Origin of the sequence: Microbacterium amylolyticum, from assembly GCF_011046975.1 — a bacterium.
Lineage (GTDB): Bacteria > Actinomycetota > Actinomycetes > Actinomycetales > Microbacteriaceae > Microbacterium > Microbacterium amylolyticum.
In genome coordinates this window covers 1268951-1281691 of sequence record NZ_CP049253.1, presented here as the reverse complement: position 1 = coordinate 1281691, position 12741 = coordinate 1268951, and the positions used below count along the sequence as shown (strand labels likewise).

Sequence of the window (12741 nt, the reverse complement as noted above, 5' to 3'; positions counted from 1 at the left end):
CCCTCCATAAGTGCGTTGAGCGCCTCCGGACGGATCCGGGGGCGCTCAGCGCACTTATGAGCAAATCAGTGGTCTGCTTCGGAGACCGATTCGTCGAGATAGCGCTCGCAATAGATGCGATCGGATGTGGCGGAATCGGGTGCGAGGCCGGCGTACTCATCGAGGCAGTCGTTGAGGACGGGGATCTGGGCGTCAATGCCGTCGCCGTTCCCGGACTGTAGGTAGATGTCGGCGATGGCGCCGGGCTCGACGCCCAGGCCGCTGAGCAGGAGGGGCTCATCGTCGGCGCCGAGGGCAATCGTCTGCCCGGCCGGGACGGTGTACTGAGCGCTACCGCCCTCCCAGTCCAGGGTGAGCGTTTCGGCCTCGTTGCCGTCGTTGATGAGCGCGGCGACGAAGTTGCCTTCTGCACCATCCGCCGTTGCGACGATCATCGCGTTGCGAACGAGAAGGTCGCTACCGTCACGGTCGGTGACGTTGATGCCATCGCCCGCCGTATAGGTGTAGGTCGTGGCGACGGGCGTCACGGTTCCGCAGCCGGCGGCCGATAAGAGCACGACGCCACCGAGGGCGAGGGACGCGATGGTGCGCGATTTCACGGATCCTCCAGAAGGTACGACAGGGCCGGAGCTCCGGCTCACCTTCTTCATCTTAGAGGAGGTTCCCGGGTGCCAAGAGACACGGGCGCGCGTAAAGGGCGCGCGTAAAGGGCGCCGATCATAGCGCATCTTTGCCTGTGGTAAACTAGGGGAAGCCGGGAAGGGACGTAATCCATATGCTTTTTGAGGTTGGCGAGACCGTCGTCTACCCCCATCATGGGGCCGCGACTATCACTGAAGTTAAGACTCGAGTCATCAAGGGCGAGGAGCGCACTTACCTCAAGCTCAACGTTACCCAGGGCGATCTGGTTATCGAGGTACCGGCCGAGAATGTCGACCTCGTTGGCGTCCGTGACGTTATCGACGAGGGCGGCCTCAGCGAGGTCCTCGACGTCCTCAAGGCTCCTTTTACGGAAGAGCCGACCAACTGGTCGCGCCGCTACAAGGCCAACCTCGAGAAGCTCGCTTCCGGCGACGTCATCAAGGTCAGCGAAGTTGTTCGCGACCTGTGGCGTCGTGATCAGGACCGCGGGCTTTCCGCCGGTGAAAAGCGCATGCTGGCAAAGGCACGACAGGTGCTGGAGTCTGAGCTCGCGCTCGCCAAGAAGGTTTCGGAAGAGGAAGCCGCGAAGATTCTCGACGTGGCTCTCGCAAGCGACTAACGCGCATCTTCTTTGTCGTCCCGTCTCCCCCTGGGGAGGCGGGACGACTACTTTTATGGGGTGAGCACAGCGACCCGTATTGATACTGCGATCATCATCGTTGCCGCGGGCAGCGGCACCCGGCTCGGAGCGGGTGAGCCGAAAGCGTTCGTTGGCATCGATCACCACAGCCTGCTGCGCCACTGTCTGCGCGGAGTATTCGAGGCGGGACCAGCGCAGGTCATCGTCGTTGCACCGCAGGACCGCGCAGGGGAGGCGCTGGCGCAGGCATATGAGGCCGCGGGCGACAGGCGCGAGCTGGTGACAACCGTGGTCGGCGGAGAAACGCGGCAACTGTCGGTTGCCGCGGGCCTGTCCCGGGTATGGCCCGGTGTGGATGTTGTGCTCGTCCACGACGCGGCACGATCGCTCGTTCCCGGTGACATGATCGACCGCGTCGTCGCGGCCGTGCGGGAAACCGGCCACGGAGCCATTCCCGTTCTGCCCGTCGTTGACACCCTCAAGCGCGTCGACGAGAACCGCGTTGTGGGTGTTGTCGATCGTTCCGAGCTGGCGGCGGCGCAGACCCCCCAGGGGTTCCGGCGCGATGTTCTCGACACCGCGTACGCAGTATCGCGCGAGGAGTACACCGATGATGCCGCTCTCGTTCAGGCTGCCGGGCATCCCGTTGTGGCTATCGAGGGATCTGCGCGCGGCTTTAAGATCACCACCCCGGCGGACCTTCTGCGCGCGCGGCGGATCGTCGCCGACGCACCGGTACCGCCCGTCACCGCGGGCGCCGCGCCTCGTACGCCCCTTCCCCGTGTCGGAATCGGAACAGACGTCCATGCCTTCGGCGGAACAGGATCGCTCTGGCTGGCCGGAATCGAGTGGCCGGACGAACCCGCGCTGTCCGGACACTCCGACGGCGACTCGGTGGCTCACGCGATCGTCGACGCCGTGCTGAACGCCGCGGGGCTCGGCGATATCGGCAGTCATTTCGGAACGGACCGCCCCGAGTTCGCCGGAGCTCACGCTGGTGCTTTCCTTGCGGAAACGCACCGGATTCTGCAGGCAGCGGGGTGGCGCGTCGGAAACGTCTCGGTGCAGGTGCAGGCCAACAGCCCGCGGTTCGCGCCCCGTCGCGCCGAGGCGGAACGGGTGCTCTCCGATGCGCTGGGTGCCCCCGTTTCGGTGACGGCAACAACAACCGACGGGCTCGGACCAACGGGTCGCTCCGAGGGGATTCAGGCGTTCGCCGTGGCGCTTGTCGTACCCGTGTGAGGGCCATCCGCCCGTTTCACGCACGACGAGCAGGGGCGCTCTGCGGACAGCAACACTAGGCTGGAGGGGTGACCGTCCAGCTGTATGACTCCCGCGTTCAGGCGCTTCGCGACTTCGTCCCTCTCGACCAGGGAAACGTCACGATCTACTTGTGTGGGCCCACCGTGCAGTCAGGCCCTCACATCGGACACCTGCGCGGGGCACTGGCATTCGACCTGCTGCGCCGGTGGCTCGTTCACCGCTTCGGCCGTGTCACTCTCGTGCGCAACGTCACCGATATCGACGACAAGGTGCTCGCCAACGCAACGCTCGACGAGCCGTGGTGGGCCCTTGCGTATCGGATGGAGCGCGAGTTCACCTCGGCGTACGAGGCGATCGGAATTCTGCCGCCAACGTATGAACCGCGCGCGACGGCAGCGATCGATCAGATGCAGAAGCTGATTCAGCGCCTCATCGACGCAGGCCACGCCTATGCCGCCGCGGGCGATGTCTACTTCGACGTGCGCTCCTGGCCCGAGTACGGCTCCCTCACCCGACAGTCGCTTGACGCGATGGAGGATGCCGCCGATGCGGACTCTCGAGGGAAGCGTGATCCTCATGACTTCGCCCTCTGGAAGGGTGCGAAGGCTGACGAACCCGCGTCCGCCGTGTGGGCCTCGCCCTGGGGAGCGGGACGGCCGGGGTGGCACATCGAGTGCTCGGCGATGTCGAAGCAGTACCTGGGCAGCGCATTCGACATTCACGGTGGCGGCCTTGACCTGCGCTTTCCTCACCACGAAAACGAACTCGCACAGTCGACGGCAGCAGGCGATGAGTTCGCTCGCTACTGGGTGCACAATGGGCTCGTCACGGTGGACGGGCAGAAGATGTCGAAGTCACTTGGGAACTTTGTTCTCGCGCATGATCTGATCGCCGCGCGACCATCGCGCGTGATTCGATACGCCCTCGCTGCCGCCCACTACCGGTCGAATCTGGACGTGTCGGACCGCGCGTTCGACGAGGCCGCATCGGCGCTCGAGCGCATCGACGGTTTTCTGCGCCGTGCCGAGGGCGCGATTGGTGCGTCCGACGCGACCCCGCTTCCCCCTGCCTTTGCCGCGGCAATGGACGACGATCTGGGGATCCCGCAGGCACTTGCCGTTGTTCATGAGACAGTTCGGGCGGGCAACACCGCGCTCGATCGGGAAGACAGCGACGCGGCGCGCGGCGCCTTCTCAGCCGTTCAGGGCATGATGGGCATGCTCGGTTTCGACGCGCCATCCGGCGATTCTGCGGGGGACGGCGCGAAGCACTCGGCGCTCACCACGATTGTCGATGCACTCATCGAGCAGCGCCAGGCGGCGCGCGCAGAGAAAAACTGGGCGGCCGCCGACCGCATCCGCGACACCTTCGCGGCTGCCGGCGTCATCCTCGAAGACACCCCCAACGGAACGGTTTGGAGCATCGATGGCTAAGCCAGGACGCCCGGGCGCAAGCAAGGGCAAAAAGGGCGCGACGAAGGGCTCAGGCGGCCAGGGGCGGCAAAAGCTCGCCGGTCGCGGGCCCACTCCCAAAGCGGAGGATCGCACCTATCACACCGCGCACAAGCGCAAGAAGCTTGCCGAGAAGGCCGCCGCAAAGCGCAGCCCTCAGCAGCAGAAAAACTCGCAGCGTCGCCGTCCGAACGACGACAACGAATACGTCACCGGGCGCAACAGCGTTCTCGAGGCGTTGCGCACCAAGATCCCCGCCGCGTCGATGTACATCGCGCAGCGGATCGAGATGGATGACCGCGTCAAAGAGATGCTGTCGCTTGCGCGCAAGCGTGAGCTGCCCGTTCTCGAGGTCACGCGGCCCGAGCTCGACCGCATGGCAGGCTTCGACGGCGTGCACCAGGGCGTCGCTCTAAAGGTGCCGCCGTACGAGTACCCGCACCCGCAAGACCTGCTGGAGAGCATCGTCGCCCGCGGCGAGACTCCTCTTCTTGTTGCTCTCGACGGCATCACCGACCCGCGCAACCTCGGTGCGATCATCCGATCGACCGGTGCGTTCGGCGGGCAGGGCGTCATCATCCCGCAGCGCCGCTCGGCCGGTGTGAACTCGGCGGCATGGAAGACGAGCGCCGGAGCGGCGGCACGCATCCCCGTTGCGATGGCGCCGAACCTCACGAGCATCATCAAGGACCTGAAGAAGCAGGGCGTTTTCGTGCTCGGCCTCGACGGCGGCGGCGATGTGCAGCTGCCCAGCGTTGAGCTGGCTGACCGCCCGCTTCTCGTCGTCATCGGGAGCGAGGGCGAGGGGCTCAGCCGCCTCGTCGCTGAGAACTGCGATCAGATCGTCTCCATTCCGATCGCCGAGGTCACGGAGTCGCTGAACGCCGGCATCGCGGCATCGGTGGCGCTGTACCAGATCTCCACCATGCGCGCGGCACAAGATAACTGAGCCGTCTACGCAAAACGGCCCCGCACCGAAAGGTGCGGGGCGGTTTTGCGTTCATCAGCCTTAGACAGAAGGCTTGATCGGCTCCTTGATGAGGCGCTCGCCTGTTTCGGCATCGAACACGTGAACGTGGTCGGGCGCCGGGGTGAGCGTCACCTTTTCGCCGGCCATCGGGTGCTGACGTCCGTCGACGCGAGCGAGCAGCTGAACCGTCTCACCCTCAATCTCGGTGTGGCCGTACAGGTAGCCGTCGGCGCCGAGCTCTTCCACGAGGTCGATCGTGACCTGCAGACCGGGCTCTCCGGCCGGGGATACGACGAAGTCCTCCGGACGGACGCCTGTCTTGACCTTCGACCCGTGCGCACGGCCGAGCGCCTTTGCATCAACGCCCACGGTCTTGTCGCCGAACAGCACGCCGCCGTCGGTAATGTCTGCCGGGAAGAGGTTCATCGCGGGCGAGCCGATGAACCCGGCGACGAAGTCGTTCTGGGGGGATTCGTACAGGTCCCGGGGCGTTCCGACCTGCTGCAGAATGCCGTCCTTGAGAACCGCAATGCGGTCACCCATGGTCAGAGCCTCGGTCTGGTCGTGCGTGACGTAAACCGTTGTGACACCGAGGCGGCGCTGCAGCGACGCGATCTGCGTACGCGTCTGAACGCGAAGCTTGGCGTCGAGGTTCGACAGGGGCTCGTCCATGAGGAACACCTGGGGCTCACGCACGATTGCGCGACCCATCGCAACACGCTGACGCTGACCACCCGAGAGGGCCTTGGGCTTGCGGTCGAGGTAGGGCTCGAGGTCGAGCAGACGAGCGGCCTCTTCGACGCGCTTGCGGCGGTCTTCCTTGTTCACACCGGCGATCTTGAGGGCAAAGCCCATGTTGTCCGCAACGGACATGTGGGGGTACAGCGCGTAGTTCTGGAACACCATCGCGATGTCGCGGTCCTTCGGCGGAACATCGGTGACGTCGCGCTCGCCGATGCGAATTGCGCCGGCGTTGACCTCTTCGAGGCCAGCGAGCATACGCAGCGAGGTGGACTTTCCGCAGCCGGAGGGGCCGACCAGAACGAGGAACTCGCCGTCGCCAACCTCGAGGTTGAGCTTGTCAACCGCGGGGCGAGTGCCGCCGGGGTACAGGCGGGTGGCCTCATCGAACGTGACAGATGCCATGATTTCTCCTTCACCGGCAGGTACGTGCCGGACGATCCGTTGTGGAGGAAGCGGTACCTTGCGGCGCCGAACGCCCACCTTTGGGCGCTGGCGTAAGTATGCCACAGGTCTCGAGGAGATCGCGAGGCGGGCCGAACGCGGACGGTTCCCAGGGGGCGTCACTATGATCGCCGCGTTGCCGCGACAGCGGACCTGCGAGGAGAGAACTGTCATGACGAACGATGAGACGCCGAACCCGACCGAGGTGTCCAGTGAGCAGCGCGAGGCTGTGCGCAAGAGGGCGCAAGCCGTCAACGCGCGGATCACCGCGAAGAAGATTGCGCGTCGCGTGATCGTGACACTGCTGATCGCTGCTGTCGTTGTCGCCGGAGCGTGGTGGGTATGGCAGCAGGTTGCGCCCGAGCTCGACAACGAAGTGCAGGTTCCGCAGAACTTCACGAGCACCGATGGCATCGATGTCATCGCGCTTGCGGCGGGGGAGCCCGTCGACGAGCGGGAATCGACTCCGGCCGATGGTGTTTTGGACATCGACGTGTACATCGACTATTTGGCGCCGGAGGCCGGTGCTTTCGAGACCGAGGTTGCCCCGCACATTTACGAGCGCATCGAGGACGGCACGGTCACCCTGACGTATCACCCGATTGCGATGATGACGGGGCAGGCCCAGGGTACGCAGTACTCCAAGCGTGCGGGCTCAGCGGTCGCGTGCGTTGTGACGCTCGACCCCGCCACCTTCCCGGCGTTCAACACGAGCCTTCTCGAACAGCAACCGGCCCCGGACTCTGAGGGATACAGCGACGAGCAGCTCTCGCAGCTCGCCATTGACGCCGGGGCCGCAGAGAACTCCGGCGTGCGTGAGTGCATCGAGGAGCGCCGCTACGCGTCCTGGATCACCGAGGCCACAGAACGCGCCAGGGACGGCGCCGTGCCCGGAACTGATGATGTGCAGCTGACATCGCCGTTCCTTCTCACGGTCGACGGTCAGGCATACGCCGGCAGCCCCGATGATCCTGCGGAGCTGCAGCAGTTTCTGCTGCTGGTGGAGAGCGAACAGTACTTCGCGCCGACGCCGATGCCCGATGCCGACGACACGGACACCCCGGCCGACTCGTCGAATGAGGACGACACCGAGTAAGGTAGATGCCGGCCCTTCGGGGCCACCGCCGGCTTAGCTCAGTTGGTAGAGCACCTGTCTTGTAAACAGGGGGTCGTCAGTTCGAACCTGGCAGCCGGCACCGTCAGCCCCCGTCTCCCACAGCAATGTGCGGGAGGCGGGGGCTTTCTGCTGGCCGGCCGGGCGCGTTCGAGCGTGTCGCTTACGCGTTCGGTCGTGAAACGACCGGGCCTCGGTGAAGGAAAGACAGGGCAACGCCGATGACGATGTAGACCCGTCCGAATTCGTCGGGGTCGCCCTCGATGGCTGCGCCGATCCAGCCCCACTGGTTGTTGTCGTCGTTGATTCGCGTCCAGGACGTTCCGTCGTCGATCGAGCGGAACACTCCACGCACACCCTCGTACTTCGCGGCGGTGTAGATCGCGGGAGAAGATGCCCCGGGAGTGGCCTTTCCGAAGCCAACGGAGTCAGCTTCATCGAACCCCGAAACAGAGGGCCAGGTCGATCCGGCGTCGGTCGAACGCCACATGCCGTACGGCTCTTCGTCGTCATCGCCTCCGGCCAGCCAGAGATGACCCGCCGCGCCTGGAACCGCTCCGAAACGCACCCGATCGGCGGAGCGAAGCGGTGCGGCACCAACCGGAGCCCACGTCACTGCCGATGCATCAGCGTTGACCGTAATCGTGCCGCTCCCGGACGCTCCGACCGCTGCCGGAGACGCTGTCCACGTCTGCCCTGCGTCCGAAGACACGGCGGCGATAATCGATCCGTCCCCGGCCCGCCCCGTGCGAACGAACGTGTCCGGGGCCAGGCTCGCCGCGTCGACACTTGTCGCTTCGCCGTAGTGCGGGTCCTGGAAGGTGTTCGTCACCGTGTCCGCCCAACGCCGCGATCGACCGCTCACCGGGGTGTCAGATCGCGCTCGGGGCGCTGGGCCGCCTCCGAAAAATGACACCGGAGCTCCTCGCGGCGGACACCGCGGCCGAGCCCGAGACGGACGAAAGCTCGGTCCAAGGCATCTTGGCCGGAATCGTCCTTGACGCCCGATCAGGTCGCCGCATCCCGATCACCACACCCCAGCAACAGGCTGATCTCGGCATCACCGAGGGCGCAGCGGCGTCACCAGACGTGGCCTAACTCCCCGCCACCGGGCTGGCGCACCACGGACAACTCACGGGTGGGCCCGCGATGACGACATCGCGGGCCCACCCGTGAGTTGTTACGCCGAACGGTGCTCGCGGTAGTACGCCAGCAGCGCCCTGGTCGAAGGATCCTGAGCCTCGATGGCGCTCTCATCTCCCTCGATCGCGGGGGCGATCTGCAGAGCCAGCTGCTTGCCCAGCTCGACGCCCCACTGGTCGAAGGAGTTGATACCCCAGATGACGCCCTGTGTGAACGTGATGTGCTCGTACAGCGCGATCAGCTCGCCGAGCACCTTCGGCGTCAGCGAGGACGCAAAGATCGATGTCGTCGGACGGTTTCCCTCGAAGGAGCGCGCCGCCACCAGAGGGCCGGTCGTTCCCTCCGCCTCGACCTCTTCCTCCGTTTTCCCGAAGGCCAGGGCCTTCGTCTGCGCGAGGAAGTTCGCCAGGAAGAGCCCGTGCACATCACGGCCACCGTCCTGCAACGGGTAGGCGGGGTTGGCGAAGGCGATGAAGTCGGCGGGAATCAGTCGCGTTCCCTGGTGGATCAGCTGGTAGAAGGCGTGCTGACCGTTGGTGCCGGGCTCGCCCCAGAAGATCTCTCCCGTGTCCGTTGTGACGGGTGTTCCATCCCATCGCACCGACTTGCCGTTCGACTCCATCGTCAGCTGCTGCAGATAGGCAGGGAACCGGTGCAGCTGCTGGGCATACGGGAGCACAGCGTGCGACTGGGCACCGAGGAAGTTCGTGTACCACACGTTCAGCAGCCCCATGAGGACCGGCACGTTCTGCGCGAGCGGCGTTGTGCGCACGTGCTCGTCAACTGCGTGGAAGCCCGAGAGCAGATCGCGGAAGGCCTCGGGGCCGAGGACAACGGCCAGCGAGGTGCCGATCGCGGAATCCACCGAGTAGCGACCACCCACCCAGTCCCAGAATCCGAACGCGTTATCGGTGTCGATGCCGAACTCCGCGACCTTGTCGAGAGCCGTTGACACGGCAACGAAGTGCCGGGCAACGGCTGCGGTACGGGCATCGTCGTTATCGGCGATCGCGCCCGAGGCCGTCAGCCCCTTCCACAGCCAGTCACGTGCGAGACGCGCGTTCGTCAGCGTCTCCAGCGTCGTGAACGTCTTCGACGCCACGATAAACAGCGTCGTCTCGGGGTCAAGACCCGCCGTCTTCTGGGCAAGGTCGGTCGGGTCGATGTTCGAGATGAAACGCGCCTCGATACCGGCATCCGCGTACGGCGCAAGCGCCTCGTACACCATCACGGGGCCCAGATCGCTTCCGCCGATGCCGATGTTGACAACGTGTGTGACCTTCTTGCCCGTCACACCCGTCCACTCGCCGGAACGCACACGGTTCGCGAACGCCTCGATGCGGCCGAGAACCTCATGAACATCGGCGGCAACGTCCTGGCCGTCGACGACAACAGAAGAACCGGCGGGCAGACGCAACGCCGTGTGGAGAACGGCGCGGTCCTCCGTTGTGTTGATGTGTTCGCCGGCTTCCATCGCGGCGAATCGCTCAGCAACGCCCGTCTCCTCGGCCAGCTTCACGAGCGCCGCCAGCAGGTCGTCCGTGATGAGGTTCTTCGACAGGTCGACATGCAGGTCGGCGAGAGGGAAGCTGAGGCGCTCAGCGCGGGCGGGATCCTCCGCAAACCATTCGCGAAGGTCGGGGGAGAAGCCGTCGCCAAGCGACGTAAGCTCCTCCCAAGCTACTGTGGAGGTGGGATCGACGGGAGCTGTCATGGGCCCCAACTTACTCCCTGCGGATCACGAGCCATGATTGCTCGTTGTGACGTCGGTGCGGTATGACGACCTGTGTCGTCGCGTTGCGTAACAGAGGAGCCCCTGTCGCCGGGGCTCCGTAGGCTCGTTGTATGTCGAGTGAGCAGAGTACGTCCGCGAACGCGCCAGCACGTGGCGCACGAACGCGGGCAGCGCGAGGGGCCAGCAAGCCCCTTGGGCAGTGGAAGGTCGACGGCACCGAGCCGCTCAACGCGAACGAGCAGTTCAAAAAAGAGAGCGGTGGCCTCGAGGTGCGCGAGCGCATCGAGAACATCTACGCGAAGGAAGGCTTCGCGTCGATCGACCCCACCGACCTCCACGGTCGTTTCCGCTGGTGGGGTCTGTACACCCAGCGCAAGCCCGGAATCGATGGCGGTCGCACCGCAACGCTTGAGCCTCACGAGCTCGAAGACGAGTTCTTCATGCTCCGCGTGCGTATCGACGGCGGTCAGCTCACAACCGAGCAGCTGCGCGTTATCGGCCAGATTTCGGTCGACTTCGGCCGGGGCACGGCCGACCTCACGGACCGTCAGAACATCCAGTTGCACTGGATCGAGGTCGAGTCGATGCCCGAAATCTGGCGCCGGCTCGAAAGCGTCGGACTGGGAACGACCGAGGCCTGCGGCGATGTTCCGCGCGTTGTCCTCGGATCGCCCGTTGCCGGAATCTCCGAGGACGAACTGATCGATCCGACGCCGCAGATCGAAGAGATCACGCGTCGATTCATTGGCGACCCCGAACTGGCGAACCTGCCGCGAAAGTTCAAATCCGCGATCACCGGGCACCCCAGCCAGGACATCGTCCACGAGATCAACGACATCGCCTTTGTCGCGGTCAATCACCCCGAGCACGGCGTCGGCTACGACCTCTGGGTCGGCGGCGCGCTGTCCACCGTTCCCCGTCTGGGCGAGCGGCTCGGAACATGGGTCGCCCCCGACAAGGTTGCTGATGTGTGGCACGGCGTGTGCCAGATCTTCCGCGACTACGGATACCGCCGCCTGCGCAACAAGGCGCGCCTGAAGTTCCTCATGGGCGACTGGGGGCCGGAAAAGTTCCGTCAGGTTCTGGAGACCGAGTACCTCGGCTACGCGCTTCCCGATGGCCCTGCTCCCGTGCGGGCAACCGGACGCGGCGACCACGTCGGCGTGCACCGTCAAAAAGACGGACGCTTCTACATTGGCGTGACCCCCGTCGTCGGCCGCGTGTCCGGAGAACGCCTGACCGAGCTCGCGGAAATCATTGAAGAGCACGGATCCACGCGCCTGCGCACAACGCCGCATCAGAAGCTCGTCATCCTCGACATCGAGGAAGATCGCGTTGAGCCCCTGATCGCCCGGCTCGACGAGATCGGTCTCAGCGCGCGGCCCAGCCTCATCCGCCGCGGCACAATCGCCTGCACGGGGATCGAGTTCTGCAAGCTCGCCATCGTCGACACGAAGGACACAGCGATGGCTGCCGTTGCCGACCTCGAGAAGCGATTCGCGGGCGAGGACCTGCCTGCTCCGATGAGTCTGCACATCAACGGATGCCCCAACTCCTGTGCGCGTATTCAAACAGCCGACATCGGGCTCAAGGGTCAGCTGATCACCGACGATGACGGCAACAAGGTCCCCGGTTTCCAGGTGCACCTCGGAGGCGGACTCGCTTCGTCCGACCGGGAAGAGGCCGGCCTGGGCCGGACGGTTCGCGGCCTGAAGGTGTCCGCCGATGGCATCGCCGACTACGTCGAACGCGTTTCTCGTCGCTACGCCGATGATCGCGACGGCGACGAGACGTTCGCACAGTGGGCACACCGTGCAGAAGAAGAGGCACTCATATGACCGTCAGCCTGGCCCCCCGCGCGCTCTCGCGCCGCACGGCCGAAGAGCTCGAAGAGATCGCGCGGGCCGGCGTACAGGAGCTCGGCAGCGGAACCGACCACGAGGCCACCGCCGCCGAAGCCCTCGAATGGGTCGCGCGCACGTTCGGTCTGGGGGCGGTTGCTGTTGCGTCCTCGATGGCCAACACGGTGCTCCCTCACCTCGTGTCGCAGACGCTTCCCGGTGTCGATGTGCTTTTCCTCGACACGGGGTACCACTTCGTCGAGACGATCGCGACGCGCGACGAGGCCCAGCGCCAGCTCGACATCCGGGTTGTGGACATCACGGCCGATCTGACGCCGAAAGAGCAGGACGCGGCGTACGGAGCAGACCTGTTCGCCACGAACGCCGAGTACTGCTGCGCGATGCGCAAGGTCGAGCCGCTGCGGGATTCCCTGCGCGGATACGAAGTGTGGATCTCGGGCGTGCGCCGCGAAGAAGCATCCACCCGCGCTCTCGCTCCGCTCGTGACCTTCGACCACAAGAACGGGCTCGTGAAGGTCAACCCGCTTGTGGCATGGACCAGCGACGAGCTCTATGGGTACGCCGCGCAGCACGGGGTGCCGATGAACCTGCTTCTCAGCGCCGGATACCCCTCGATCGGCTGCGAGCCGTGCACGCAGCCCGTTGAGGAGGGCGCCGACCCGCGCTCGGGCCGCTGGGCCGGCAGCGCGAAGGTCGAGTGCGGCATCCACGTCATCTGATGTACCGCGAGGTGTGC

12 protein-coding genes and 1 tRNA gene are annotated in these 12741 nt (G+C 65.4%); 9 read left to right on the top strand and 4 right to left on the bottom strand.

Features of this window, described 5'->3' with window-relative positions; all coding sequences use genetic code 11:
- Positions 1-65: 65 nt before the first annotated feature.
- Positions 66-599, bottom strand: a complete 534-nt coding sequence (locus G6N81_RS06255; RefSeq protein ID WP_165134556.1) for a DNA modification methylase — start codon at positions 597-599, stop codon at positions 66-68.
- 176 nt (positions 600-775) lie between these two features.
- On the opposite strand from G6N81_RS06255, the gene G6N81_RS06250 reads away from it, so the two are divergent.
- The 4 genes from G6N81_RS06250 to rlmB all read left to right on the top strand — a co-directional run bounded on the left by G6N81_RS06250 (position 776) and on the right by rlmB (position 4945).
- On the top strand, positions 776-1261 hold the full coding sequence (locus tag G6N81_RS06250; RefSeq protein WP_165134553.1) for a CarD family transcriptional regulator: 486 nt from the start codon (positions 776-778) through the stop codon (positions 1259-1261).
- 60 nt (positions 1262-1321) lie between these two features.
- Positions 1322-2524, top strand: coding sequence for a 2-C-methyl-D-erythritol 4-phosphate cytidylyltransferase (ispD, locus tag G6N81_RS06245; RefSeq protein WP_165134550.1), 1203 nt, complete (start codon positions 1322-1324; stop codon positions 2522-2524).
- A gap of 68 nt (positions 2525-2592) precedes the next feature.
- The gene (gene cysS / locus G6N81_RS06240) at positions 2593-3978 is read left to right on the top strand and encodes a cysteine--tRNA ligase (RefSeq protein ID WP_165134547.1); all 1386 of its coding nucleotides are present in this window, start codon (positions 2593-2595) and stop codon (positions 3976-3978) included.
- On the top strand, positions 3971-4945 hold the full coding sequence (gene rlmB, locus G6N81_RS06235; protein ID WP_165134544.1) for a 23S rRNA (guanosine(2251)-2'-O)-methyltransferase RlmB: 975 nt from the start codon (positions 3971-3973) through the stop codon (positions 4943-4945). The genes cysS and rlmB overlap by 8 nt, the downstream gene beginning before the upstream one ends.
- 60 nt (positions 4946-5005) lie before the next feature.
- Here the strand turns inward: rlmB and G6N81_RS06230 are convergent, their stop codons facing one another.
- The gene (locus G6N81_RS06230; RefSeq protein ID WP_165134541.1) at positions 5006-6112 is read right to left on the bottom strand and encodes an ABC transporter ATP-binding protein; all 1107 of its coding nucleotides are present in this window, start codon (positions 6110-6112) and stop codon (positions 5006-5008) included.
- A gap of 211 nt (positions 6113-6323) precedes the next feature.
- Here G6N81_RS06230 and G6N81_RS06225 point away from each other — a divergent pair, with 211 nt between their 5' ends.
- The gene (locus G6N81_RS06225; RefSeq protein WP_165134538.1) at positions 6324-7247 is read left to right on the top strand and encodes a thioredoxin domain-containing protein; all 924 of its coding nucleotides are present in this window, start codon (positions 6324-6326) and stop codon (positions 7245-7247) included.
- Between the two features lie 27 nt (positions 7248-7274).
- Positions 7275-7347 (top strand) — tRNA-Thr (locus tag G6N81_RS06220).
- Positions 7348-7428: 81 nt separating this feature from the next.
- Here G6N81_RS06220 and G6N81_RS06215 read toward each other — a convergent pair.
- On the bottom strand, positions 7429-8097 hold the full coding sequence (locus G6N81_RS06215; protein ID WP_165131311.1) for a beta propeller repeat protein: 669 nt from the start codon (positions 8095-8097) through the stop codon (positions 7429-7431).
- Positions 8098-8174: 77 nt separating this feature from the next.
- Here G6N81_RS06215 and G6N81_RS06210 point away from each other — a divergent pair, with 77 nt between their 5' ends.
- A complete protein-coding gene (locus G6N81_RS06210; RefSeq protein ID WP_206527848.1) occupies positions 8175-8363 on the top strand; it encodes a hypothetical protein in 189 nt (62 codons plus the stop codon).
- An 82-nt stretch (positions 8364-8445) separates the two neighbouring features.
- Here G6N81_RS06210 and pgi read toward each other — a convergent pair whose 3' ends face one another.
- Positions 8446-10122, bottom strand: coding sequence for a glucose-6-phosphate isomerase (gene pgi / locus G6N81_RS06205; RefSeq protein ID WP_165134535.1), 1677 nt, complete (start codon positions 10120-10122; stop codon positions 8446-8448).
- A 131-nt stretch (positions 10123-10253) separates the two neighbouring features.
- Here pgi and G6N81_RS06200 point away from each other — a divergent pair, with 131 nt between their 5' ends.
- Positions 10254-11981 carry a nitrite/sulfite reductase gene (locus tag G6N81_RS06200; protein WP_165134532.1) on the top strand — a complete coding sequence of 576 codons (1728 nt, stop codon included), beginning with the start codon at positions 10254-10256 and terminating at the stop codon, positions 11979-11981.
- Positions 11978-12724, top strand: coding sequence for a phosphoadenylyl-sulfate reductase (locus G6N81_RS06195; RefSeq protein ID WP_165134529.1), 747 nt, complete (start codon positions 11978-11980; stop codon positions 12722-12724). Before G6N81_RS06200 ends, G6N81_RS06195 begins: the two co-directional genes overlap by 4 nt.
- The last annotated feature ends 17 nt before the right edge of the window (positions 12725-12741 follow it).